Source organism: Shewanella dokdonensis (assembly GCF_018394335.1).
GTDB lineage: Bacteria > Pseudomonadota > Gammaproteobacteria > Enterobacterales > Shewanellaceae > Shewanella > Shewanella dokdonensis.
Genome location: NZ_CP074572.1, coordinates 3,828,385 through 3,854,329, shown reverse-complemented (window position 1 = coordinate 3,854,329; position 25,945 = coordinate 3,828,385). Strand labels below are relative to the sequence as shown.

Genomic DNA, 25,945 nt, shown 5'->3' with positions numbered 1-25,945 from the left:
ACAGGACTCAATGAGTCGAGATGGTTCAGTTGCCATTGTCGAAGGTGAGCACGATCTGTTGGCGTTATACGAACATGGCTGGGAAGGTCCTATCCTAGCCACCAATGGCTCTATCGGGCAAAGCCAACTAGATTGGATCGCTGAGCACCTGCATAACCGCGATGTTGTCACCTTTTTTGATAGCGATACCGCCGGAGACAAGTACCGTGAGAAGTTGCAGGAACTCGGTTTGCCATCGCTGATTCAGGTGACTATCCCTGAAGGACAAGGTAAGGATATCGACGACTACCTGCGTACAGAGCACCATCTGCCTCTAACGGAGTTAGTCCAGCAGTGTGGCGTTAATTGCTCGTGTATAGCCGAAGATGATACCGCAGAAAGGGAAGATGCCGCGGGGACAGTTCTCGTTGAGTCAACGGAAGCACCTGCAGCAGTCTTATCACCCATTTGGCAAGGCTTTGATGAAGATACACTCAATGATGTCGGTAATGCAGATCGCTTGAAAGACTTAACCAAGGGCTCACTGATGTTTGTCCCTGAATGGAGTGGCTTCTTCGAGTTCAATGATGGCAAATGGAATTCAACGCAAGGGGCTGAATTAGAAGCAAGTCGATGCGTAGGTGAAGAAATTATTGCTCAAGCACAACGATTAATGGCAGATGCTTTATCTAAGAAGGATAGCGCCAAGCTCAAACAAGCAGATACTTTGCAGAAGTTCGGACGCAGCACGCTAAACCGCAAAAAGATTGTCGATATGCAGGAGTTATTTAAATCAGGGAATAGCATTGCGGCGAACGCGTTTGATGCTGACTCCATGCTACTCGGTGTTGAAAATGGCGTGCTTGATCTTGAACGTGGAAAGCTAATCCAAGCAAATAAAGAACACTATATCAGTCGCTCCAGCAACGTTACTTTTGATGTTACTGCCACCTGCCCTCGTTGGTTGCAGTTCATTCAAGAGATCACTTGTGGTGATGCTGTATACGGAGAGTATCTACAGCGGATTGTGGGCTATATTCTCACAGGCCGTACTGACGAGCAGGTGCTATTTTTCCTTCATGGTCATGGTTGTAACGGCAAGAGCACCTTCATGAATGTTATTCAGCGTTTGATGGGAAACTATTACCATCAAATCAACAATGAAGTGTTACTGCAGAGTAAAGGCAATAACAACGGCCCTAACCCTTCGTTGGCGAAACTCATTGGTAGTCGTTTAGTCGTGGCTAACGAGCTTGCCGAAGGCTCCCGTATGGACGAGAACTTGGTGAAGTCAATGACGGGGGACGATGTAATTGTTGCTCGCCCGCTCTACGCTAAGAAGGAACTCGAATTCCGACCAATGTTTAAGCTGATGATGATCGGCAATCATAAGCCGGTGATCCGCGATACCAGCCCGGGGATGTGGCGACGCATGATCTTATTACCGTTCAATGCGAGCTTCAGCAAAGAGCAACTTGATCCACGTTTAATGGATAAGTTGTATGCCGAACTTCCAGGCATTCTTAACTGGGCATTGGAGGGCGTACACCAGTGGCTAACTCAAGGTATTAAGGCATCCATGCCAGATAACATCAAAGCGGAGATCGACGAGTATCGCCATGAGTCAGACCTTTTGGAGATGTTCTTCGAAGAATGTATTTGCGAGGGTGAATATATTCACACCGATGAATTGTATGATGCTTTTCGTAAATGGGCTGAACGGGACGGTGATTGGAGAATGCCTCGAAAGACCATGACTAAACGCCTTGTCGAAAAAGGATTTGAGAAGACACGTAAAAACAGCAAGGCAGCCATTCTAGGCATCCGTTTGAAAAGTCCTTACGAAGATCTTCCCACTGAGAGTACAGATGGAACACACCTGTTCTTGAGCAATCAAGCCAGTACTGTGGCAACCCAGTACGTGGTGTGAGTTGTAAGTCTCCCCTTTGTGACTAAGGAAGAGGCCTATACGGCCTCTTTTGTCATTATGGGTGCCACTTGGGGATATTAATCACAGGCATTTTATTAATCGCTGCGTGCAACTCTTGGTATGAGCCATAAGTTCGCCCGACATTGCCCGCATTTGAATGACCTGTTATGGCATTTTGCACGTCTTCCCTCATGTCAATTTTACGGGCTTCAGTAGTGAAGCGATGGCGGAACGCATGCAGTGGTTCTAGCTCATCAAAATGGGGGATGTTGCAGCTTTCAAACTTGCCTCTAAGGTACCTAGCCACTGTTGCATGGTACTTTCCTTTGCTAGCCGCCTTAAGTAACGGGAAAACTCTTCCCTCTGTAGGAACGGTCTTCAGGTATTCGAAGAAACCTAAATTGATCAGCGGCTGAGCGATTGGCACCCTACGTGATTTATTACGCTTTACTGACTGATCAGGTTTAGCCGCTCGAATATGGAAATACCATTCGTCCGGCTTCTCAGCATCTTGTTCAATATCGTCTACATATAATTGGGCAATCTCCTCGGCCCGAGCACCAGTGTATGCAAGGATAACTGGTAGCCAATAAGGAGCATCACCGTAGCGAGCTTTAATCTTGGCTGGAATTTCACGGAAAAGAGGCAGTGAGAAAATAGCGCTAATGTCGGAGTTTGTGTATTCAGGTACACGTAACTTTACTTTTTCGGTACGGCTATACTCACACCGTGGCAAGGATTATTCGGGATAAGATCTAACTTGACGGCCAATTGAAAATAGCCGGATAACAGTTTGATTTCTTTGTTTGCAGTTTGCAGTTTGCAGTGATACCCGAGCTAGGTTTTCGGCATTGGCAATCTCAATCTGATTTTTCATAGGCAAACTTCTGATGTGCATTTTCGGCAGGCTTGGGCATTGGGTGACTAACTCAAGCAGCGTCCGCATATCGAGTTTTCTAATATCTCCAATGGGTTTATTACCGAAAAATTCAGATGCCCGACTGCAGGCTTTGTTACGTTCAGCTATCCAATTACCCAAATCGTCCCCTAACTCGATTTTCTTTTGCGAATGCACCCATTCAATCAACTGGGACACTGTAGAGTTCTTGGATATTTGGTCATCTGAAGAAGCGTTAGCTTGGGAAGAAACGTCGGCATCGATGACTGTAAATCCCATAGATGAGAGCGATTGTTGAAACGTTGAAGTTGATTGAATTGACGTTTCGTGATTACCAAACCGAACAGCGTCACGCCTGAGTAAACCTTGGTTATCGACGGCTGAATTGCATAATTTGTTCCAGGAGTGGGTCACTGAACCATTCAGGTACAGGTTCAAGCCCTGCATCAGACTCAAGCGTGTACCGAGATAATACATCTGGCTCACCGAGACGCTGACGTTCATTGATAAGCCAACGGCTGACTATGACATCAAGGACCGCAGGGTTTATAGCTGACTCACGCTCTTGATTGTCTTTACGAAGCCTAGCTTCTGCGAGTATTCCGTAAAGCTCATTGATTACGGCTGGAGCTTTAGCCTTAGCTTCTTGTTGGTCTTTAGTATCAAGGGAACGCTTGAATGACTGCTTTTCACCTTTGACGTACGGTATGAGAGCCTTTGGAACTCCGAGACGAAGTTCAAACATTCCCGTTCTTTTATTTCGAATAGGTTGAATCATAAAAGCCATCGCTTTGTACCACCCCAAGGTGCCAAAGGTTGGTGAGCCATTGGATTAAGCTACTATAATTCTGTAGGTTTTTGATAGGCAATAAAAAACCCGACCATGAGATCGGGTTCATAAAATATGGCGGTGAAGGAGGGAGTCGAACCCTCGATACGTTTCCGTATACACACTTTCCAGGCGTGCTCCTTCGGCCACTCGGACACCTCACCACAGGATGTTTTATAGATGTTCATCCAACATCGCATTAGCATATAGCCACGGCTGACTAGCTTGCCAACGGAGCGGTACTTTACGCAAAAGCATTTCGAGGGTCAAGCGAAAATCTCGGCTGCCTTACCATTTGGGTATTTGCTGAGCAAGTTGCTGATTTTAATCCTATGACACCCTAAATCGACTAACTTCTTTGCCCATTTTGTCGGCCTCGTCGACCAGCAATACGTTAAGTTCCCTGAATTCTGTCGCTATCTGTTGCGTATTGCGGTAGATATCGCTGATTTTCATCGCATTACGATTCACTTCTTCAGCGACAACCGACTGTTGATGAGTCGCGGCCGCTATCTGTTCGTTCATGTTTTCGATCAACGCCACATGGTCAACGATTTTATGCAGTTCCTTCCCGGCCTGCTGGGCTTCGCCAACACTGTTATTGGCCATCGTCTGACCTTTGGAGATGGCATTCAATGCCTTAACCGCGCCTATTTTCAAGCGTTCAATCATGCCTCGAATATCTTCGGTAGATGATTGTGACCGCTGGGCCAGATTACGCACCTCGTCGGCAACAACGGCGAAGCCTCGCCCCATGTCCCCCGCCCTGGCGGCTTCAATGGCGGCATTCAGCGCCAACAAATTGGTTTGTTCGGCAATACCACTAATAACTTCAAGCACATTCACAATGCCGTGAATATCGTTATCTAACTGCTTAAATGCGGAGGCGGCGACTTCAATCTCTTCTGCCAAATCGGCCATGGCATCAGCGGTTTTCAATACTTCATCATTGCCTTTTTGTGCTTCTTGCGAGGCTAAACGAGAGGCCTCAGAAACCTGCACCGCATTATTAGCGATCTCTTGTACGGTGGAACTCATTTCTGTCATCGCTGATGCTACCTGTTCGGTTTCACTGGAGCCAACAGCTACATCATCGTTGATTTGAGACGAATGAGCGTTGAGGGTATCAACTACCTGCCGCAATGTTTTGCTGCTGGCGCGAACATTAGTGATTATCCGTTCAAAGTCTCCCATCATCTCGTTAAAAGCACTGGCGACTGTCCCCAGTTCATCTGAGCTATGAAGCTCAATACGTTGGCGCAGGTCGAACTCTTTTCTGGCGGTAGTCATCCCCTGGTGAATTTTTTGAGGTTGTTACTAATAAAACGCTGGATGATCCACGAGATGGTTCCGGCGAGCAGTACACCAGCCAGAATTAAACTTCCTAACACCCAACTTTTAGTCAGGAGCCGATTATGCAGCGATGCTGTATCGCCGATAAGATTATCGGAAAGGCTTTTTCAAAGTCATGCATAAGCTCTATGCGTTTGGTTGATGCGGCAAACCAAGCCTCTGGCGATTCTTTAGCAATGTCTGCGGCTTGCTGAGCGAGTGCAATGGTGCGGTAACGGGTCACTTCGGCAATCGCGGGTTGGGCTAGCAATTGTTGGTACCGCGCCAACATAACACTATTGGTCAGCGCCTGAAATCGTTGCTGGAAGCTGTTTTGCTCAGCAACTAACGTGACAAAGCGGGTGTAAACACCACCTTTAAACCCTTGTTGCCCAAAGGTAGAACTGAGAACCGCGCGTTCAATCCCGGCGCGTTCCTTCATCTGCAAATACGCGGAAAAGGCGGCGGCATCTACGGCGATAGTTTTGTCTGTGCCAGCTTTGACGGTATCGTCCACAATAGATAACAACAAAGCATTAAGACGAGTGTAATAAGCCACTTCATCCGCCACACTGATGCTAAGTGCTGAAATTTGACCGCGGATGGTTGATAACTTGCTAAGCAAGCTGTTCACTTCGTTTAGTTCAGTGGAAAAACTTGCGGGTAAGGTGTGGTTGCTGATAAATGTTCTAAAAGTTGTCAGCACCTTGTCTGTTGTTTGCCTTTGTGTCGGCAGCTTATCCACAAATGCTTGACCTCCCGCCCCGATAAAGCCGGCACTCATGCCCCGCTCTTTTTGTAGTTCGTGGACTAATTCGCTGTTCACTTTGGCGAGTTTGCTTAACGCCAAAACCTGGCTGGCGCTGTTTGCTTGTGACAGATATTGAAATACCAGCACACAACCGAAAATAATGGCAAACAAATATGATGGGACGATAACAAACAAAAATTTTACACGAAGTGGAAGGTTGCCAATCCATTGCCAATACATGGTAATTCCTCAATGAGCACTGTTGCCGGAGTTTTCATATTGCATTCAGTATAGACAGCTTTAACGTATGCCGTTTATTAATTAAGCAATAGAAAAATACTGATAAACCAGCAGCTAATGTATAACTTTATCTTAAACGTTGCCTTTAACCGTTAATTTCAGGTTTGCGGCAAAATCCAGCATTCTTGTCAGTGGAAGTAATGCTTGCTGTCGTTGCAGATCATCGACGAAAATTTCGTGATCCTGTGGTTGTGCGAGCTCGAGGGCATTCGCAATTGCTTTAAGGCCATTCATCGCCATCCATGGACAATGCGCGCAGCTGCGGCAGGTAGCGCCATGTCCACCGGTTGGCGCTTCGATTAACTGTTTTCCTGGTGCTGCTTGTTGCATCTTATAAAAAATGCCTTTATCCGTTGCTACGATGAACGTTGCGTTGGGCAGTGTTTGTGCCGCTTTAATCAACTGACTGGTGGAACCAACCGCATCGGCCATTTCTACCACACTGGCTGGCGACTCTGGGTGCACCAAAATAGCCGCATCAGGGTATTGTGTTTGCAACGCTCGTAACGCGTTGGCCTTAAACTCATCGTGCACTACACACTCGCCTTGCCATAGCAGCATATCGGCGCCGGTTTGTTTTTGAATGTAGCTACCGAGATGTCGATCTGGCCCCCAGATGATTTTCTGTCCTAGGCTGTCCAGGTGTTCAACCACTTCCAGCGCAATACTGGACGTGACCACCCAATCGGCACGCGCCTTGACTGCCGCAGAGGTATTAGCGTAAACCACCACAGTATAATCAGGATGAGCCTCGCAGAAGGCGCTGAAGTCATCCACCGGGCAACCAACATCCAGTGAACAAGTGGCTTCCAGTGTTGGCATTAGCACGGTTTTCTCTGGGCTGAGAATTTTGGCGGTTTCCCCATGAATTTAACACCAGCGACGATCAGTGTCTGTGCCGGATGCTCTTTGCCAAATCGCGCCATTTCCAATGAATCAGCGACACAGCCACCGGTGGCTTCGGCCAGCGCCTGAATTTCAGGATCGGTATAGTAATGCGCCACCAACACAGCATCTTTCTGCTTTAATAGCTGTTTTATGTGTTCACGATAGTGGTACTTTTCAGCATCGCTCAATGGCACGGGCTTTGGAGGAAAAGCGTATTGATATGACGTAGTATTTACGGCTGACCTTTGCATAACCTACAACTGAACGGTAAAACGTCTGGACATTATACGGAATAACGACTTTTTCGGTAACTATTTTGTGACCTAGGCCCGTTTGCCAAGCGCCAAGTGGCCTGCAATCAACAAGAAAAAGCCCCAAAAATGGGGCTTTATGAGTTACTTCATTGCCAGTAACATTTCCTGAGGGCGCTCGAGATACTGTTTCCACAGATTACAGAAACGCGCGATAGTACCACCATCTATGACCCGATGATCGCCAGACCAGCTTACCTGCATAATTTTGCGGGCTTCCACCTCGCCGTTGGCATTAAAGCGCGGCAGATTCTGTAATTTTCCTAAGGCAACAATCGCCACTTCAGGTTTGTTTATAAGCGGCGTAGCTACCGTACCGCCCAAGGCGCCAATATTGGAGATAGAAATGGTGCCGTCTTTCAGATCTGCCGGAGTGACGCGGCCACTGCGTGCCGCGTCTGTAAGCCGGGTGATCTCAGCCGCGATGTCCAATATCGATTTATCCTGTACATCCTTAACGTTCGGCACCAGAAGCCCCACTTTTGAGTCAACCGCCATCCCAATGTTGTGACGCGCAAGATAAGTGAGTTCGGTGCAATCAGCATTTACCCGACTGTTGACCACCGGGAATTGCGTTAACGCCAATGACAGGGCTTTCATAAAGAACGGCATCATGGTCAGCTTCAAGGTATCTGACGCATACTTCTGCTTAAGCTGTTCTCTTAATGCCACTAAATCGGTGATATCTAACTCTTCGCAATAGGTAAAATGGGGAATGGTCGATACCGAGTCCATCATCTGCCGAGCCATCACCGCCTGCACGCCTTTGATTGGCACGACCTTATCGCCAGCAGATACCATCGTTGGCGATACAACCGCCGGGGGATTCACTGTAGGTTGGCTCGCAACCGAGGCGTTATTAACAAAACGTTCGATGTCTTCTTTGTACACCCGGCCATGTTTACCGCTGCCAGGAACCTCTGCAATATTGATATCGAGGCTTCGCGCTAAGCGCCGTACGGCAGGACTTGCCAGCGCTTTGCCCTGCTCCACTGGTACTGAGGATTGGTGCTCCAGCGCCACCGCCGGGGCAGTTACGGCCTGTTCCACAGTGTCTGCAACGGCTACATCAGCCGCTACTTCGATGGCAAACAAGGGTGCGTGGACTTTAGCCACCTGCCCTTTGTCATAATAAAGTTTGACAACTTTCCCCGCTTTAATCGCCGGGATCTGTACCAAGGCTTTATCGGTCATTACATCGCAAATAGGTTGATCTTCTTCAATCAGCTCCCCTTCAGCCACTAACCAATCGACCAGTTCGCACTCCACAATCCCTTCACCGATATCTGGCAAGAGAAAATCTTCGATCTGTTTACTGCTACTAACAGGTGTAGGTTGCGATGGCGTTGGCGCTGCGGGCTCGGTAAAACCATCATCGTCCATCGTCACCGCATAGAGTGGTGAATGTACTTTGGCAACATCGCCTTTAGCGTAATAAAGCTTGTTGATGACCCCAGGAAATGGCGCGGGGATCTGCACCAAGGCTTTGTCGGTCATGACTTCGCATATTGGCTGATCTTCTTCGACGCGATCGCCTTCTGCAACCAGCCATTCCATCAGTTCACACTCAACCACGCCTTCGCCGATATCCGGCAGAATAAAATCCTTAATCATGCGCAACTCCTAGAAATTCACCGAGGCTTTGATAGCTTCAAAGGTTTTCAGCGCATCCGGCATATATTCCTTCTCATGGATCAATGGGTATGGTGTATCCAAACCACATACGCGGGCTATTGGAGATTCCAGGTACAGGAAACACTCCTGCTGGATAGTGGCGGTAATTTCACCAGCAAAACCACCCGTTAACGGCGCTTCATGGTTAATCAGCAAGCGACCGGTTTTGCGAACCGATGTAGCAACGGTTGCAACATCCCAAGGTGCCAAGGTACGCAGATCGATCACTTCACAATCTATGTTATCTTCCGCCGCCATCTCGGCCGCTTTCTCGATAACGTCTACCTGAGCCCCCAGGCTAGCAGCGTAATATCCTTGCCCTCGCGTACGACTTCGGCTTTACCAAGCGGCAACTCGTAAGCGTCTTCTGGCACCTCATTGACGGATGCCCGGTACAGTCGTTTCGGTTCAAAGAATATCACTGGATTCGGGTCGTGAATTGCCGATAACAACAGACCTTTGGCCTGATAAGCATTACGCGGCACGACCACTTTGAGGCCCGCAACCTGTGTAAAATAGGCTTCTGGCGATTGCGAATGGTAATGTCCCCCTGCAATCCCGCCGCCGTATGGGGTGCGGAATGTCAGCCCGGCAACGTTAAACTGATTACCACTGCGATAGCGGAACTTGGCCGATTCATTCACGATTTGGTCAAATGCCGGGAAAATATAATCTGCGAACTGGATTTCTGCCACCGGCGTCATGCCGTTAGACGCTAGGCCATTGGCAAATCCGGCAATGCCTTGCTCCGTCAGTGGCGTGTTAAAACAGCGATCTTTACCAAATTTGTCCTGTAACCCAGAGGTTGCGCGGAACACACCCCGAAGTGGCCCACATCTTCGCCAAATATCAGCATCTTGTCATCCGCGGCCATCGCCAGCATCAGCGCGTTATTGATGGCTTGCAGCATATTCATCTTAGCCATGCTTATAACCTCCCTGATGACTTAGGATAGGCTTTAGGATATTTGGCAACATGCGTTTTTAAGTCCTCAAGCTGTTGTTTCAGATTGGCGGTTGGCACGTCGTAAACATCCTCAATTATCTCGTCCAGTTTGGGTGAAGGTACTTTTTCCGCGACTTTCAGCGCATCCAATACTTCCTGGCGATAACGGCTATGCAGCGCGGCATCATCTTCTTCGCTGAGCCAGCCTTTATTGATCAGCCACAATTTGAAACGTTTAACCGGATCATGTTGCTGCCAACGCGCTTCTTCATCTTTAGAACGGTAGCCAGAAGGATCGTCTGAAGATGAATGTGCGCCCAAACGATAAGTCATGGCTTCGATCAATACGGGTTCACTATGTTCTATGGCCCAAGCTCTGGCTTGTTGTGTGGCCGCCAGCACGGCCAGCATGTCGTTGCCATCAACCCGAATGGTGTGCATGCCATAACCCAAACCGCGACTGGCAATCCCGTTGCCAGCATATTGCTCCGCTGTGGGGGTAGAAATCGCGTAACCATTGTTGCGGCAGAAAAAGATCACCGGGACTTTATGCACCGATGCCATATTCATCCCAGCGTGGAAGTCACCTTCGGAGGCCGCACCTTCGCCAAAATAACAGATGGCAACGTTACGCTTGCCCTGCATTTTTAATGAATATCCCACGCCCGCCGCTTGCGGGATCTGGGTCGCCAGAGGTGAAGAAATTGTCTGGAAATGCAGTTGCTTGCTACCGTAGTGGATTGGCATTTGTCGACCTTTGCCCAGATCCTTTTCATTGCTAAACATCTGGTGCATGAACTGCTCGGTGGTGAAACCACGGTAACGTAATGCGGCGTGTTCACGATACTGCGCCAAAATGACGTCTTCAGCTTCCAGTGCCGCGGCACTGCCAATCACTGCCGCTTCTTCGCCAGTACAGGTCATATAAAAACTGATACGCCCCTGACGCTGCGCGGCCAACATGCGTTCATCCAGCGTCCTGATAAAGACACAGGCATCAAAAATTTTTCGCGACAGCGCTTCATCAATCTGGGGAAGCACAGCGTTTTCGAAGGTGGTGCCATCTGCTTGTAACAACTTCAGGATTGGGATAGTGAGAGAATCCCGTTCCAAAAACGTTGCACGATGGACAACCTGTTGGGTAAACGTAGTGTTGCTCATGATGTGCTCTTTATTCTGATGAGGCAGAATATTCCTGCCATTGGTTTTTATGCTCGTCCAGCACACTAGGGTAACTTTAAGCGGCTGGCAATCTCTGTGATCTGGCTATCATCAAGTTTGATTACTAAGGCGCGTATATCTAGCTTTACATCAAGCTAATGGAATTGCGGGATCAGCCACCACACACAATGCCGCTCGCTGTCCTACCGGGATCTGCGCGTTAGGAAAGACAATGGCTTCCCCATCCTGCGCGGCGGTAATGGCAATACCCTGTTCTTGGGCCAATAGCTCACCTTTAGCAAACTGGGTAAAATTCGGCAATTCGTTACTGAAGTTAAAGGCAAAGTCTGCATAGTGTTTATTCAAAGAACGACAAACGCGATACAGCACCAGCTTATCTGGCTGATAGGTCACGCGGGGGAATTCACGCTCAGATAGCAACACGACCAACATCTGACGCATTGCCGCCAACTTAGTCAAATCATTCTGACCAAACGGCATCACCTTGCCCAGTTCGACCGTGAAGGCTTCCGCCTGATACTTTGTCGACGACGCATAGCTAAACGTTGTTGTGGGTTCGTGATGCATGAGAAAAGCTTCAACACCTGCGGCATTCAAAAATGCCAGTTGTTGTTTCAAGTGGGGTTTATCTGGCCGATAAGGACAGACAGCAAAGCGTTCGTGGCGAGAGGCACGGATAGCCGTGTGTAAATCGTAATGCAGTCGTTGTCTATCTGCCGCCATAAAAAAGCGCTCGACATACGCTTCTAATCTCGCGGCTCGCAGCCGTTCTCCATTGCTGGCCACATGGGGATTGGCATGTTCGCCGTTAAATAAGCGGTTAAGGTTTTCGCTAACAAATCGCGTGTGATTATTGATTGTCGGAGGATTGCCGAAAATAAACATCACGCGTTGCTGTAACAATAAATTCTGGCTGACGATCGCTTGGATCAACTGATTACAGAGTTCAATCGGGGCGGTTTCATTACCGTGAATGCCACTCGACAGAACAATATCGCGAGTAGCTTCCGTGTGCAGTGGCGTAAAAACCAAGACACCACTGTCCCAGAGTTCAACTCGCGTATGCCCAGCAATCACGGCTTGTTCAGCCGCCATAGAAACGGGATTGGCAAGGGTTAGTGCCAGAAAATTTGCCTGTTGCAGCAGTTGTTGCAGCACGTTCCACTCCTTAGTTCAGTAACCGCTGATGCCACTATGCTATCACAGGGGTTAATGATGCGTCGTTATAGCTTATTCATTGCTAACGCTTGCAAGCCATTGCGCCATAGCAGATAATTTTAGCCATCTAGACTTCTAATGGCGAATTAATAATGGCAATTGCAACATTTGGCGCAGGTTGTTTCTGGGGCGTCGAATACTTTTTCCGACAGGTGCCTGGCGTGCTCAATGCAACCAGTGGTTACATGGGCGGCGGTGATAAAGCGGTAACCTACGAACAGGTAAAAAAAGGCAACACCGGCCATGCAGAGGTGGTTCAGGTAGAATATGACGCAGCGCAAGTCAGTTATGAGGATCTGCTGCAAATATTCTGGAAAAACCACAACCCAACCAGCCTCAACCAGCAAGGTGCGGATATGGGCACTCAGTATCGCAGCGTAGTGTTTTTCCATGACAAAGAGCAGAAACAACAGGCGGAAGCCTCCAAATTGGCGCTGATGCGTAGCGGCAAGTGGGGAATGCGGCAGATTGTCACTGAAATCGTACCCGCACAAACCTTTCACAAAGCGGAAGATTATCATCAGGATTACATTCGCAAGAATGATCTCCCCAGTTGCCATATTGAATATTAGCAATCACATCGCAATTATTTGATGCCCGGACATAAAAACGCACGTATTACCGTGCGTTTCTTTTACCCTTATTCCCACTATCTGCCATTGGCAATGGATACGTTTGAGTCTTGGCATTAACCTTTCAAGGCGTGTTTTATCACCTGCTGCGCTTCACTCATCAACAGATCCAGATGTTGTTCACTGACAAAACTCTCAGCATAAATTTTAAATAACGCTTCAGTGCCGGAAGGTCTGGCAGCAAACCAACCATTTGCGGTGGTCACCTTGATACCGCCGATAGCCGCATTATTGCCCGGTGCGTGGGTTAATACCGCTTCGATTTTATCGCCGGCGATGCTGTCGGCCCCCAGCGTATCTGCGTTCAAACTGCTAAAACGCGCCTTTTGTTTAGCATTGATTGGACTGTCAATCCGCCGATAATAGCAACGGCCAAATTCCGCCACCAACTCTTCATAACGCGCTGCGGGCGACTTCCCCGTCACCGCGATAATTTCAGCGGCCAGCAATCCCAAAATAATGCCGTCTTTATCGGTGCACCACGTGGTGCCATCACGTTTGAGAAATGCCGCCCCGGCACTCTCTTCGCCACCGAAGGCAAAACTGGCATCAGCTAATCCCTCAACAAACCATTTAAAGCCGACCGGCACTTCACACAATTGGCGTTGATGTGACGCAACAATTTTGTCAATCAATGCACTGGATACTAGGGTCTTACCTATTTTTAGTGCCGCTGACCACTGCGGCCGATGGCTAAGCAAATAGTCAATGGCAACCGCCAGATAATGGTTCGGATTCATTAAACCACTGCCAGGACAAACGATCCCGTGGCGGTCATAATCTGGGTCATTACCAATACAGACATCGTATTCATCCTGATGTTTCAGCAGTCCCGCCATAGCGTAAGGTGATGAACAATCCATACGGATTTTGCCGTCTTTATCCAGCGGCATGAATCCAAAAGTCGGGTCAACTTTATCGTTTACCAAGGTGATCTTAAGGCCATAAATCTCAGCAATTTTCTGCCAGTAATAGATACCGGAGCCGCCTAAAGGATCTACGCCAATATTTACCCCAGCTTTCGCAATGGCACTCATGTCAATCACCTGCGCCAACGCACTGACGTAAGGCGTGATGAGATCCTGCTGTTTAATCAAGCCGATAGCGGCAGCAGTACCATAATTGAGTTTTTTAACGCCTTCTAGCCGACACTTAAGATATTGGTTGGCGCGAGATTCAATCCAGCCCGTCACCGCACTTTCAGCCGGGCCACCATGGGGCGGATTGTATTTAATGCCGCCATCCTGTGGCGGATTGTGGGAAGGCGTAATGATAATGCCATCACAGCGGTTGCTATCGTCTTCGCTTTTGCCAACGTTCGCGGCAACAATCGCCTGAGAAACCACCGGCGTAGGAGTAAAGCTTTCCTGTTGTTGCACCACGACCGAGACATCATTGGCCAGTAAAACCTCCAGCGCGGAGATATAGGCCGCCTGCGAAAGCGCATGGGTATCCATTCCCAGGAACAGTGTGCCATTAATCCCCTGCTGCTGTCGGTAATCGGCAATGGCCTGAGAGATCGCCCAAATATGATTCTGGTTAAAACTGCTATTCAATGCCGAACCGCGGTGACCAGAAGTGCCGAAACTGACTTGCTGCGCGGGGTTTTCAACATCGGGGATCAGCCGATAATAAAAACTCATCAACTTGGGAATATTCACCAGATCGCTCTGTAGGGCTGGTTTACCTGCGCGTTCATGAATCGCCACGATTGCTCTCCTTGTCGGTTAACTGTGCTACTCAGCTTTGGCTTGCGGTAATGCTTCATCGGCAATGGCTTGGGCTCGGATGGCGCCACAGCCAAGTTTTTCCAGTGCTTCCAGCAAAATTGCATGCTTCTTGGCGGTGTTGTTATTGGTCGTCACCCAATAACCACTATTACCAATCTCTTTAGGGTTAGCCGACTGGCTGGCAGCCAGCAATGAGGCTTTTGATGTCGCAAAATACAGCCGGTCGCGCCCCTGAACCTGCAATACTTTTTCAAACTGCTGCGGCATCTGCTGATATAGCGCTTCAAGCACGAAGAGGAAACGCCCTACAGCACTTTTCTGTGCGTCCAATACACTCGAAACATACAGTTGTTCAAAATCTACCGCATTGCTGGCAGGAGGCAAATTGTTAGGAAGATAAGAAGATTCCATCCCCGGATGGCTAACGGCAACAGGCGGCGTTTCAGTATCCAAAACGAGTGATTCCAACCCCAATAAACGCCGCAATATCTCCGAAGCACTTTCACCGATACGTTCGGTTTTCCCGGCAATAAAGCGATATAGCTCTTCGTCCACTTCAATATATTTCATGCCATGGTTCCTGTCATTTGTTGCTGTAAAGGCGCAGCAAGAGGCGCGATCCAGCGCGATCATTTAGGCAAAAGTATGCCACAAACCTGCCCGGGGAAAAGAGCAAATCCATGAAAAAACGCTGAAATACCTTGGCAGATTTATGCACTGGCACTATCCGCTCATAAAGTAGTCAGCTATTGCTGTAGAAAACAGCACCGCTTGTAATGATGTGAACTTTGCCGCAAAATTTTTGCCCTGCAACCCATTTATTTCGTCATGTACTGTGGCTGTGTCGGAGTAGGAGAAACGATGTTTTTTAGTGAAAGTGGCCAAGGCGTTCCTGTAGTGCTCATTCATGGTTTATTTGGTGATGGTGATAATCTCAAAGCATTAGGCCATGAATTGGAAGCCGATTATCGGGTGATCCGTGTCGATTGCCCTAACCATGGGCGGAGTGAACATCTAGCAGACATGGACTACCCCACCATTGCCAAGATGCTACTGGCGTTGTTAGATCAATTGCAGATTAAACAAGCGCATCTGGTGGGTCATTCAATGGGCGGCAAGATAGCCATGGCCACCGCGTTAATTGCACCAGAACGGGTGTTGTCGGTGGTCGCCGCGGATATTGCGCCAGTGGCGTATTCCAATCGTCACGACAAGGTATTTGCAGCCATGCAGAGTCTGCCCCTTGATGCCAAAGATCGGCGAGTGGCACTACAACATCTGCTAGATCACGGGGTTGATGAGGCTACCGCACAATTCTTGCTGAAAAGCCTACGCCGCAATGATGTTGGGTTTGAGTGGAAACTGAATCTAGCGGGGCTCATTCATAGCTATCCCCACATTATTGGCTGGTTCAATCCGCCATCTTCGGCCGGATACCTCACCTTTGATGGCCCAATTCTGTTGCTGCACAGTGCCGATCCCGCCTATGTCAACGCCAGCTACCGAGAAGCGATAGTACAACAGTTTCCACAGGCTGAATCCAAAGCCATAGAGGGCACGGGACACTGGTTACATGCACAAAAACCGACAGTCTTTAATCGCATTGTACATGACTTCATCGATAAACACGTTTCCGGGCAATGAAGCAGCGACCGCAATATAGCGACCCTGTTGTCAATGTGCTATAGTCGCGCCTCTTTTATGCCCAATAACACATTCCGTTGATATTGAAGGAACCTCTAGGGACTTTCGTGGTCATTTCGGATGATTAGGTACCGCTTTTAGGCGCCGGGCGATGGAACACAGGTTGGGGTGCCGCCTGCAGCAAGTTAAAATTCGGACAGTGATGTCCGATAAAAAGAACAAAATAAATGGCAAAAGAATCATCTGACAGAACGACCATCGACCTTTTTGCCAACGAGAAGCGTCGGGGCCGTCCGAGAAGTAATCCCCTTCCCAGAGAGCAGCAGTTACGGGTGAATAAACGTAATCAGGTGAAACGGGACAAGGAAAAAGGATTAAAAAGGATAGAGTTAAAGGTGTCACAAGATTTGTATGACGCCTTGAACGAACAGGCAACGGCAAGTAACATCAGCCGCAGTCAACTGATCGAGCATATTTTGCAACAGAGTGTTAGCAGCATTTTCGAAGTATAGTGGATCAGGATTGTATAACGAATTTAGTTAGTTGAATTAAAGGAAAGACGATGGCAACTGTAGGTCTTTTTTCGGAAGCGACACCGGTAACACCGAAGCTGTAGCCAAAATGATCCAGAAAAAACTGGGTGAAAAAATGGTTGAGGTGAAAGATATCGCCAAGAGTACCAAAGATGATATCGCCGCCTATGATCTGCTGATCCTCGGCATCCCGACTTGGTATTATGGTGAGTCTCAGTGCGATTGGGACGACTTTTTCCCTGAATTGGAAAAGATTGATTTCACCGATAAACTGGTTGCCATCTTTGGCTGTGGCGATCAGGAAGATTATGCCGAGTATTTCCTCGATGCCATGGGGACTTTGCGTGACATTATTGAACCGCGTGGTGCCATTATCATTGGTAACTGGCCAACCGCAGGTTATGAATTTGAAGCCTCTAAGGCGTTGGTAGATGACAAACACTTTGTTGGTTTGGGCATTGATGAAGACCGCCAACCCGAGCTGACAGAAGAGCGTGTCGATGCTTGGGTTAAGCAGATTTACGAAGAGATGTGTCTCGCGGAGTTGGAAGACTAATCTGTTCCCGAACGCATTTAGGCGGCTGATGAGCCGCCTTTTTATTGGATAATGCAACATGCAAACTCACCACTCGCACTGGGATATTTTCTGTACTGTTGTTGATAATTACGGTGATATCGGTGTGACCTGGCGCCTTGCCAGACAATTAGCCGATGAATATGGCTTGGTGATCAATCTGTGGGTGGATGACTTAGCCAGTTTTGCGCATATCCTGCCACAACTAGATTCACGCAAGACTCAACAATCCTTTTATGGCGTTAACATTTTTCACTGGACGCAACCGCTGCAACATCCGTGGCAACCGGGTCAGGTCGTGATTGAGGCCTTTGCCTGTGAACTCCCACAGGAAGTACAGCAACAGCTCCCCTTACTGCCCTCTCCACCAATGTGGATCAACCTAGAATACCTCAGTGCTGAACCCTGGATAGATGATTGTCATGGTTTGCAATCTCCGGCATTGGCCGGTGTAAAGAAACTATTTTACTTCCCAGGGTTTACCGCAAAATCGGGCGGTCTCATCTGCGAACAGGATCTTTTCGAACAGCGAGAACATTGGCAACAAAATCCACAATCCAGACTCTCGCTGTGTCAATCCTTTGGCATAAGCGATATCGCGCCAGATGAGAGTGTTATCAGTTTATTTTGTTATGAAAATAACGCACTCCCAGCGTTGCTGGCGCTGTGGCGTGATGCGCCCCAGAAACTGCATCTATTGGTGCCACAAGGCAAAGGGCTAAACGCTGTAAAACAATGGCTGGAACCGCAGCCATTCGACACATCAACCGCCAATTACATTATTGGTAACTTGCATATTCACGAGCTACCGATGACAGATCAACAAGGCTACGATCGGCTGCTGTGGAGTTGTGATATGAACATAGTACGCGGCGAGGACTCTTTTCTGCGAGCCCAGTGGGCAGCAAAACCCTTTATTTGGCACATCTATCCACAAGAAGAAGATGCTCACCTGATAAAATTGGATGCTTTTATGCGTCGATATTGCCATAATCTCGCTCCAGCCGTGGCAGACGCGTGGCAACAGCTTAATCTCGCTTTTAATCAACAAGATGGCCCGGCAGTTTGCCATTACTGGCAAAAATTGGGTCTTGTCAATGGGGCGCTGTTGCAACATGCGAAACAATGGCCCATTGACGCAATAAATGACGCAGATCTTGCAAACAGGCTAGTGAAAATGGCTAAAAACGGCTAAGATGCTGCGCTGAACTGAAAAACCGTGAAATATAGGAATCTACGTAATGAAAACTGCTCAGGAAATCCGCGCAGGTAACGTGATCATGGTTGATGGCAACCCAATGGTTGTTCTGAAGACCGAATACAACAAATCTGGCCGTAACGCCGCTGTTTGTAAAATGAAACTGAAGAACCTGTTGTTAGGTTCAGGTACTGAAACTGTATTCAAAGCTGACGACAAACTGGATGACATCCAGTTGGAACGTCTGGAATGTACCTATTCCTACTTTGCTGACCCAATGTATGTTTTCATGGACGCTGAGTACAATCAGTACGACGTAGAAGCTGAAAACATGGGTGATGCTATCAACTATATCGTTGACGGCATGGAAGAAGTTTGTCAGGTGACTTTCTACAACGGTAAAGCCATTTCTGTTGAAATGCCAACCACTATCGTTCGTGAAGTAGGTTACACAGAACCTGCAGCGCGTGGCGATACTACTGGTAAGGTAATGAAGCCAGCCAAATTGATCGGTACCGACATGGAAATCATGGTTGCTGACTTCGTGAAAGAAGGCGACAAGATCGAAATCGATACCCGTACTGGTGAGTTCAAAAAACGCGTGTAATCCGTATAGGATCCACCAGCCAGTCCATAGCCTATCCATTAGCTTAAGCATTTTCGCTGATTGGCATAATCAGGCTACTGCATAAACGGCCCTATTTTAGGGCCGTTTTTCTTTCTTAAGCAAAGTGAGCCGATAAACAACAGCCACTTCATGGCGTTAAAGTAGCCGCGGGTATAAACCCTTTTCTATCACTTACCCCATTTACTCACAGCGCTGTTAGCTGCTTATACTTTCTCAGCCAATTGCTGCTCAAGCTTTTGGGTTACCGCTAGCGGTGAGCCAGAATGGCGTGCCAGTATCGAATAGGCCACCGGGATCACCAACAATGTAAACACGGTTGCCAAGAGTATGCCGAACAGTACCACTACACCAATCACAAACCGGGTTTCAGCCCCAGCGCCAGAAGCCATAACCAAGGGAACCGCCCCAGCTGCGGTAGTAATCCCTGTCATCAGTATTGGCCGCAGTCGCTGACGCGATGCCTGAATAATCGATTCATGAAAGCTAATACCGCGGTCACGTAACTGATTGGCAAACTCAACGATCAGAATGCCATTTTTAGTCGCTAAGCCCACCAACATGATGATGCCAATTTGGCTATAAATATTGAGACTCTGCGCCGTCAGCCACAGACCAATAAGCGCACCGGACATTGCTAAAGGCACAGTCAGCATGATCACCAGCGGATGAATGTAACTTTCAAACTGTGCGGCCAGCACCAGAAAAACAATACCCAACGCCAGTAGAAACACAAAATACATCGAGTTGCCCGATTCCTGATAATCCAGCGATTGCCCTTTATAACTGATCACCGCTTCAGCGGGCAGATGCTGCTGAACCAGCTCGTTAAGATATACCAGGGCCTCACCCAATGAATAACCGTCACTCAGGCTGGCTTCTATGGTGATGGCACGCATTCGATTATAGCGATTCAATTCACTGGCATCGGCGAATTCAGTGATGGTAACCAGATTGGATAACGGCACCAGCGCACCACTGCGTTCAGAACGCACATAGATATTCTGCATGTCATTTGGGGTACTTTGCTGGCGGCGATCACCTTCAATGATGACATCATATTCTTCGCCATCACGCATAAATGTTGTGACTAGACGCGACCCCAGCATAGATTCCAACGTACGGCCGATCTGCGCGTTTGATACACCTAAATCGGCGGCGCGATCTTTATCAATCACCACTCTGAGCTGTGGCTTGGTTTCCTTGTAATCAAAATCCAGCCCGGTAAGGCCAGGATTTTCTGCCGCTTTTTGCATGAGGATATCGCGCCATTGGGCCAATTCTGCGTAAGTTGGCCCCCAGCACAAACTGCACCGGTTTATTGACACCTCGACCAAAGGCCTGCCGCATCACCGGAAAGGCACGAATACCGGAAAGATCTTTCAGGCGGTTATTAATATCCGCCACAATGGCTTTTGCCGGGCGGCGTTCTGACCAATCATTGAGTACGATAATGGCCATGCCGTTTGAAAAATTAGCATTGCCGCCCCAACCTCTCGGTGCGCGCACCAGCAAGCGTTTAATTTCGCCATTAGCGACTAACGGCATCAAACGCGTTTCGACTTCATCCATATAATCAGTGATATAGTCATAACTGGCGCCTTCTGGGCCGTTGATCATCAAAAACAGCGAGCCACGGTCTTCCTGCGGCGCAAATTCCTGAGGGATCTGTTTTAACAAGTAACCACTGATCACAAACGCCAATAACACCAGCATGCTGGTGAATAATGGCTTAGCAATCGCCCGTTCTAGGCTCGTCTGGTAGAAGCGTCCGAGATGAGCCATTGAGCGATCAACCAAACGCATCAACGCGGTGTCCTGCGTTGCCGGCCGCAACACTTTAGAACACATCATGGGGCTAAGTGTTAAGGCGACCAGCGAAGAGAAAATCACCGCCGCACTCATGGTGACAGCAAACTCTTTAAATAATTTTCCTAAGTCGCCTTCCAGGAAACTAATGGGCATGAACACCGCCACCAGCACTGCGGTGGTTGCAATAACTGCAAATGCCACTTCCCGAGCGCCCAAGTACGCCGCCTTTAGCGGTGGTTCGCCGGCTTCGATGCGCCGATGAATGTTTTCCAACATCACAATGGCATCATCGACCACCATCCCAATCGCCAAAATCAGTGCCAGCAATGTCAGCAGATTGATGGTATATCCGAGCGCATACAGTACGATAAACGTTGCGAGCAGTGATACTGGTACGGCCAGTGCTGGCACCAACATGGCGCGAACACTCCCTAAAAACACATAGATAACGATAACCACCAGCGCCACTGCAATAAACAGTGTTTGGTACACTTCGTTGATGGAAGATTCGATAAACACCGAACTATCATAGGAACGTTTAATTTCCATCCCTTGTGGCAGTGTTGGGTTTATCTCATCGACCAGCTGGTTAACCGCTCTTGCAACTTCAAGGGTGTTCGCTGTTGATTGCTTGGACACGCCCAGACCAATCATGGATTCACCGTTACCGCGAAACATAATACGGTCTTCTTCAGAACCGAGTTCCACTCTGGCCACATCGCCTAACGTCACGAGATAACCATCATCACCACGGCTGATCACCAACCTGGAAAAATCTTTTTCTGTCAGAAAACCGCGTTCAAGCCGCACCGTAAAATGCCGCTCTTGCGACTCAATTGAACCGGCTGGCAGTTCAACGTTTTCAGCACGCAGTGCGGCCTCGACGTCTGCCACTGTGAGTTGCCTTGCCGCCAATGCTTGCCGGTCGAGCCAAACACGCATTGCATAGACTTTGCCGCCACCGATACGGATCATGGCAATACCATCGATCACTGAAAATCTATCGGTCAGATAACGCCGGGCATAATCGGTGAGCTGGATAGTGGATAATTGCTCTGATACCAGATTCAGCCACATGATGACTTCGTCGCCACCGTTGGCCTTTTGTACTTCTGGTGGGTCGGCTTCTTCTGGCAAATTATTGAGTAACCCTGAAACCCGGTCACGGACATCGTTGGCAGCCGCTTCAATATCGCGGTTGATATCGAACTCCAAAACCACTGACGAGCGGCCATCGCGGCTGGAAGAACTGATATGCCGAATGCCTTCAATGCCACTGATACGATCTTCCACCAGTTGGGTGATCCGGCTTTCCACAACTGCGGCGCTGGCACCACGGTAGTTAGTGTCGATGGCGACAATCGGCGGGTCGATATTGGGATATTCTCGCAGTGGCAGCTTATCGAACGATACCAGTCCGAAAGCGATAAGCAGCAAGCTGATAACCGAGGCAAACACGGGACGTTTTACTGAAATGTCAGAGAGGATCATAATGTTTGCTGCTCCTATTGACTGAAACTTTCAGCATTTTTCAGCAGCACTGGCTGACCATCACGGACTTTCATCAGCCCTCTGACGATCACTTGCTCACCAGCGGTTACGCCGCTGGTAATCTCCACCCAACCGCGAGTTCTGAGCCCGATGGTGACTTCACGACGGCTGGCAGTGTGGTTATCGGCCACAACATAGACCTGATGCTGTTGTTGGATCGGCACAATTGCCGATTCAGGCAACAACAGCGCCTCCCGGGCTTGCTTAATCAAACGGACTTTCATCAACATACCGGGAAGCAGTTTGGCATCAGAATTTGATAATACGGCTCTAACAGTGACCGCGCGGGTTTCAGGATTGATACGACTGTCAATGGTCGTTACCACACCATGAAAGATAGTATTGTCGTAAGCCACGGCGCTAGCTTCGACTTTCTTGCCGGGTTGCAGTTGCTGAATAAAGCGTTCTGGCACCGGAAAATCCAGCTTGATAGTGGCAATGTCATCTAAGGTAGTAATGACGGTGCCGGGAGTCACTAACCCACCAAGCGAGATCTGCCGCAATCCCAAACGTCCGGCAAAGGGCGCGCGGATCTGCCGATCATTTACAGCTGCGGTGGCCGCAGCGACTTGTGCCAGAGCACTGTCTATCAAGGTTTGTAAACGATCTTGTTCAGAAGCCGCAATCGTACGGTTATCGACTAATCCACGAATTCTTTTCAGCTCGCGGCGGTTCTCGGCAAGCTGTACCTGCGCTTGCTGTAACTGCGCCTGCTGCTGTGCATCGTTGAGCTGTAACAATAGTTGGCCGGCGGTCACCATATCACCATCGTGAAAGTAAATAGCTGTGACCAGATCGCTGACTTTAGGGGTGATCACTACCGACTCATTGGCAATGACATTGCCGAGAGCTTCAACTTCATCCCGTACCGCTTGGGTTTCAGCGGTATAGACCACAACTTCTGGGGGATTCTGTTGTGGCACATTCGCGCTTTGTGGCGCATGCTCAAGCAACCACCAAGCAATGACGAAAACAATGGCAATAACAGGTAGTAACAGGAATTTCTTCATCGGAACCCCAGTTTGTGGCGTTACCCCTTCTGGGCATAACGCTGTAGAAATAGTGACAGCGATGAGTGATCTTGAAAGCGAATTATGAATAGCATCTTAAAAATGATCTGAGCGCGACTATCTATCCCCATGTTTTTATTATGGATATTAGTATGAATAGAATATTTCTTATGTGGTTTCAGACAATTATAGCCAATCTGGCAGTTGTTACTGGTGATAACAAACGGCCAGCGGTTTTTTGCGAAGAAATGTAAATAAATACTTCGGGCATAAAAAAAGCGCCTGATAGGCGCTTTTCAAAAATCGATAATCAATGAACCTTACGGTCTTCACTCATGATGTCGGAGACTGCTTTATAAACGCTTTGAACTTTATCTTCGCTAAGCGGTTGGTCTTCATTATCACGGATGCGGATCTCGGTTTTATTGGCATCACTCTTGTCCTGAGCCACAAGTAACCGATAGTTGGCTTTATCTTTTAGCTTGATAGCATCATCGCTGAACAATGAACTCCAGAAACCAGAAGTGTCGTTGAACTTGACGTAATACAACCCCTTCGCTGAGTCCATATCCACGATTTCAAAACCCACGTCTGGCAATACCAGCGCTAACCGATCCCAAGTGCGTTTCAGCGGTGCATCAGCCAGCCAATACCCCTCTTCTTTTTCACTTGGTGCGGCAACGTAAGACATATCGATGCCTTTACTTTGCTGAACCTTCATATTCTGGACAATACGGGCACGCTCTTTGGCCATGAAGCCTATCGCACTGTTGAGCATATCGATGCTATAGCGTTTCTTGTCTTCACTGCTGAGGATTGTTTGGCTGTCCTCACCATTATAACTTTGCTGATGATCCAATACATTGATTATCAGGTTGCCGGTGCGGCCATGTGGGCGCACTTCCAGCACGAATTGATAACGTTGGCGCACTTTGTAGACTTTATCGGCACCGAACCAAGAACTATCGATGACATCTTCGTGTTCAATCCAGTCGGTATCAATCACACCAGTAGCATAATCTTCTTTGGCAATGCCATAGTCTTTGCTCTTGAGGAAACCTTCAACGACTGTGAACATCTCTTTTTTAAGATCCACGCTATTGTCAATGGTTTCCACCACGACTTTGACGTTATCGCTGCCCTCTTCCACATGGGTGCCATCCGCCATCGGCAGGATCTGCAACGGCGGACGAATATCCAGCGCATCGCCCACCAATGCAGGATTTACCTTGGCATTTAACGGCGGGATCGTATATTCCTGGCTGTATTTGGGCGTATTTAACCCTTCAGGAATTTTCAAAGGTTTCGTCTCTGGGGCATTTATATAATCAAAGCCGCCATCTGCCTGACGCCTTTCCAAGGGGTAGTACAGGCTGTTACAGTCAATGCAGCAACAACCAATGAAATTTCCTTCAGTTTTAACATCTAGTTATTTGACCTCTATCCGGGCTTTTTCATTGCTTGAAGCAACAGACCATGAAACTCCTCAGAAAGTTCAGTCAAAGGCAAACGAATTGTGCCATGACTGATCAGTCCCATACGGTGGGCAGCCCATTTTACTGGGATAGGGTTAGCCTCGCAGAACAGTGCTTTATACAGATCTTTAATCTCTGCTTCTGCGGCAACTGCGGCGGCATCATCACCACGCAAAGCGGCGTCACACATGGCTTTAAACGGTGCAGGTACAATATTGTTCGCGACCGAAATAACGCCGTTGCCACCTAGTTCCAGAAATTCACGAGCTGTGGCATCGTCGCCACTGAATAACAGAAAATCGTCACCGCATAATTCGCGTAATTTTTTCACCCGGCTGAGATCGCCAGTGGCTTCTTTCACCGCAATAATATTGGATACGCCGGAGAGTTGCGCCACGGTTTCCGGTTTCATATCCACCGAGGTACGCCCCGGAACATTATAAAGGATTTGTGGTATATCAGTTGCGGCAGCAACCGCTTTGTAATGAGCAACCAAGCCATGCTGTGTGGGTTTATTGTAATAAGGTGTCACACCAAGCATTGCCGCCACATCCAACTTGGACATCGCGTGAGTCAGTTCAATCGCTTCTGCTGTGGCATTCGCGCCGTTTCCACCAATAACCGGGATACGGCCTGCGGCAAATTTTATCGTATGGGCAACCACGTCCACATGCTCATGTAGTGGCAATGTGGCAGATTCCCCTGTAGTACCAACAGCAACAATAGCATCAGTACCATTGCTGACATGAAATTCAACTAAACGTTCTAAACTGGCATAATCCACTGAGCCTTCCGGGCTCATAGGGGTAATTAAGGCTACGATACTTCCGCTAATCATGAGATTTCCCCAAATATTCAGGATTCGCTATGGTACTGAGCCTGTGAAACGATCACAAGGGGCCAAGGGCTAACAATTGGAATAAG

Annotated in this window: 15 protein-coding genes, 1 tRNA gene and 7 pseudogenes; 7 read left to right on the top strand and 16 right to left on the bottom strand. The window is 48.4% G+C overall.

What is annotated here, in order from left to right:
- Window positions 1-10 precede the first annotated feature (10 nt).
- Window positions 11-1,909, top strand: coding sequence for a phage/plasmid primase, P4 family (locus KHX94_RS18470; RefSeq protein WP_244859233.1), 1,899 nt, complete (start codon window positions 11-13; stop codon window positions 1,907-1,909).
- Window positions 1,910-1,964: 55 nt separating this feature from the next.
- Here KHX94_RS18470 and KHX94_RS20820 read toward each other — a convergent pair whose 3' ends face one another.
- From KHX94_RS20820 to astE, 10 genes and pseudogenes are all read right to left on the bottom strand, one after another.
- Window positions 1,965-2,645: a site-specific integrase gene (locus KHX94_RS20820; RefSeq protein ID WP_244859232.1), complete on the bottom strand. Its 681-nt coding sequence runs from the start codon at window positions 2,643-2,645 to the stop codon at window positions 1,965-1,967.
- A 3-nt stretch (window positions 2,646-2,648) separates the two neighbouring features.
- A complete protein-coding gene (locus tag KHX94_RS20815) occupies window positions 2,649-3,086 on the bottom strand; it encodes a hypothetical protein (protein ID WP_244859231.1) in 438 nt (145 codons plus the stop codon).
- Between the two features lie 91 nt (window positions 3,087-3,177).
- Window positions 3,178-3,594: a DUF6538 domain-containing protein gene (locus tag KHX94_RS20810; RefSeq protein ID WP_244859230.1), complete on the bottom strand. Its 417-nt coding sequence runs from the start codon at window positions 3,592-3,594 to the stop codon at window positions 3,178-3,180.
- A gap of 118 nt (window positions 3,595-3,712) precedes the next feature.
- Window positions 3,713-3,800: transfer RNA gene (locus tag KHX94_RS18460), tRNA-Ser, on the bottom strand.
- Between the two features lie 166 nt (window positions 3,801-3,966).
- A pseudogene (locus tag KHX94_RS21940) lies at window positions 3,967-5,959 on the bottom strand (methyl-accepting chemotaxis protein).
- A gap of 132 nt (window positions 5,960-6,091) precedes the next feature.
- A pseudogene (gene nadA / locus KHX94_RS18445) lies at window positions 6,092-7,158 on the bottom strand (quinolinate synthase NadA).
- A gap of 144 nt (window positions 7,159-7,302) precedes the next feature.
- Window positions 7,303-8,832 carry a dihydrolipoyllysine-residue acetyltransferase gene (locus tag KHX94_RS18440; protein ID WP_213681702.1) on the bottom strand — a complete coding sequence of 510 codons (1,530 nt, stop codon included), beginning with the start codon at window positions 8,830-8,832 and terminating at the stop codon, window positions 7,303-7,305.
- A 9-nt stretch (window positions 8,833-8,841) separates the two neighbouring features.
- A pseudogene (locus KHX94_RS18435) lies at window positions 8,842-9,817 on the bottom strand (alpha-ketoacid dehydrogenase subunit beta).
- Window positions 9,818-9,819: 2 nt separating this feature from the next.
- Window positions 9,820-10,998, bottom strand: a complete 1,179-nt coding sequence (locus KHX94_RS18430; RefSeq protein WP_213681701.1) for a thiamine pyrophosphate-dependent dehydrogenase E1 component subunit alpha — start codon at window positions 10,996-10,998, stop codon at window positions 9,820-9,822.
- Between the two features lie 150 nt (window positions 10,999-11,148).
- Window positions 11,149-12,177 (bottom strand): succinylglutamate desuccinylase, encoded by a 1,029-nt coding sequence (gene astE / locus KHX94_RS18425; RefSeq protein ID WP_213681700.1) that lies wholly within the window; start codon window positions 12,175-12,177, stop codon window positions 11,149-11,151.
- Between the two features lie 152 nt (window positions 12,178-12,329).
- Here astE and msrA point away from each other — a divergent pair, with 152 nt between their 5' ends.
- Window positions 12,330-12,809, top strand: coding sequence for a peptide-methionine (S)-S-oxide reductase MsrA (msrA, locus tag KHX94_RS18420; RefSeq protein WP_213681699.1), 480 nt, complete (start codon window positions 12,330-12,332; stop codon window positions 12,807-12,809).
- Window positions 12,810-12,925: 116 nt separating this feature from the next.
- On the opposite strand, the gene pgm is transcribed toward msrA, so the two are convergent.
- Together pgm and seqA are read right to left on the bottom strand one after the other, a co-directional pair.
- Window positions 12,926-14,578: a phosphoglucomutase (alpha-D-glucose-1,6-bisphosphate-dependent) gene (gene pgm / locus KHX94_RS18415; RefSeq protein ID WP_213681698.1), complete on the bottom strand. Its 1,653-nt coding sequence runs from the start codon at window positions 14,576-14,578 to the stop codon at window positions 12,926-12,928.
- Between the two features lie 27 nt (window positions 14,579-14,605).
- Entirely contained in the window at window positions 14,606-15,169 is a 564-nt protein-coding gene (seqA, locus tag KHX94_RS18410) for a replication initiation negative regulator SeqA (RefSeq protein WP_213681697.1), read from the bottom strand.
- A gap of 291 nt (window positions 15,170-15,460) precedes the next feature.
- Here seqA and KHX94_RS18405 point away from each other — a divergent pair, with 291 nt between their 5' ends.
- The 5 genes and pseudogenes from KHX94_RS18405 to efp all read left to right on the top strand — a co-directional run bounded on the left by KHX94_RS18405 (window position 15,461) and on the right by efp (window position 19,155).
- Window positions 15,461-16,243 (top strand): alpha/beta fold hydrolase, encoded by a 783-nt coding sequence (locus KHX94_RS18405; protein WP_213681696.1) that lies wholly within the window; start codon window positions 15,461-15,463, stop codon window positions 16,241-16,243.
- A gap of 227 nt (window positions 16,244-16,470) precedes the next feature.
- Window positions 16,471-16,755 carry a LexA regulated protein gene (ybfE, locus tag KHX94_RS18400; protein WP_213681695.1) on the top strand — a complete coding sequence of 95 codons (285 nt, stop codon included), beginning with the start codon at window positions 16,471-16,473 and terminating at the stop codon, window positions 16,753-16,755.
- Window positions 16,756-16,805: 50 nt separating this feature from the next.
- Window positions 16,806-17,332: pseudogene (fldA, locus tag KHX94_RS18395) on the top strand (flavodoxin FldA).
- Between the two features lie 58 nt (window positions 17,333-17,390).
- Window positions 17,391-18,545 (top strand): elongation factor P maturation arginine rhamnosyltransferase EarP, encoded by a 1,155-nt coding sequence (earP, locus tag KHX94_RS18390; protein WP_213681694.1) that lies wholly within the window; start codon window positions 17,391-17,393, stop codon window positions 18,543-18,545.
- A 46-nt stretch (window positions 18,546-18,591) separates the two neighbouring features.
- A complete protein-coding gene (gene efp, locus KHX94_RS18385) occupies window positions 18,592-19,155 on the top strand; it encodes an elongation factor P (RefSeq protein ID WP_213681693.1) in 564 nt (187 codons plus the stop codon).
- A gap of 224 nt (window positions 19,156-19,379) precedes the next feature.
- On the opposite strand, the pseudogene KHX94_RS18380 reads toward efp, so the two are convergent.
- The 4 genes and pseudogenes from KHX94_RS18380 to dapA all read right to left on the bottom strand — a co-directional run bounded on the left by KHX94_RS18380 (window position 19,380) and on the right by dapA (window position 25,859).
- Window positions 19,380-22,476: pseudogene (locus tag KHX94_RS18380) on the bottom strand (efflux RND transporter permease subunit).
- Window positions 22,477-22,490: 14 nt separating this feature from the next.
- Window positions 22,491-23,546 (bottom strand): efflux RND transporter periplasmic adaptor subunit, encoded by a 1,056-nt coding sequence (locus tag KHX94_RS18375; protein WP_213681692.1) that lies wholly within the window; start codon window positions 23,544-23,546, stop codon window positions 22,491-22,493.
- A gap of 310 nt (window positions 23,547-23,856) precedes the next feature.
- A pseudogene (gene bamC / locus KHX94_RS18370) lies at window positions 23,857-24,971 on the bottom strand (outer membrane protein assembly factor BamC).
- Window positions 24,972-24,975: 4 nt separating this feature from the next.
- Window positions 24,976-25,859, bottom strand: a pseudogene (gene dapA / locus KHX94_RS18365) (4-hydroxy-tetrahydrodipicolinate synthase).
- Window positions 25,860-25,945: the final 86 nt, after the last annotated feature.

Coding starts and splice junctions, on each gene's coding strand:
- KHX94_RS20810 (WP_244859230.1), bottom strand. CDS start 3,594: ATGGCTTTTATGATTCAACCTATTCGAAATAAAAGAACGGGAATGTTT.
- KHX94_RS18430 (WP_213681701.1), bottom strand. CDS start 10,998: ATGAGCAACACTACGTTTACCCAACAGGTTGTCCATCGTGCAACGTTT.
- KHX94_RS18470 (WP_244859233.1), top strand. CDS start 11: ATGAGTCGAGATGGTTCAGTTGCCATTGTCGAAGGTGAGCACGATCTG.
- earP (WP_213681694.1), top strand. CDS start 17,391: ATGCAAACTCACCACTCGCACTGGGATATTTTCTGTACTGTTGTTGAT.
- seqA (WP_213681697.1), bottom strand. CDS start 15,169: ATGAAATATATTGAAGTGGACGAAGAGCTATATCGCTTTATTGCCGGG.
- KHX94_RS18375 (WP_213681692.1), bottom strand. CDS start 23,546: ATGAAGAAATTCCTGTTACTACCTGTTATTGCCATTGTTTTCGTCATT.
- msrA (WP_213681699.1), top strand. CDS start 12,330: ATGGCAATTGCAACATTTGGCGCAGGTTGTTTCTGGGGCGTCGAATAC.
- KHX94_RS18405 (WP_213681696.1), top strand. CDS start 15,461: ATGTTTTTTAGTGAAAGTGGCCAAGGCGTTCCTGTAGTGCTCATTCAT.
- efp (WP_213681693.1), top strand. CDS start 18,592: ATGAAAACTGCTCAGGAAATCCGCGCAGGTAACGTGATCATGGTTGAT.
- KHX94_RS18440 (WP_213681702.1), bottom strand. CDS start 8,832: ATGATTAAGGATTTTATTCTGCCGGATATCGGCGAAGGCGTGGTTGAG.
- ybfE (WP_213681695.1), top strand. CDS start 16,471: ATGGCAAAAGAATCATCTGACAGAACGACCATCGACCTTTTTGCCAAC.
- KHX94_RS20815 (WP_244859231.1), bottom strand. CDS start 3,086: ATGGGATTTACAGTCATCGATGCCGACGTTTCTTCCCAAGCTAACGCT.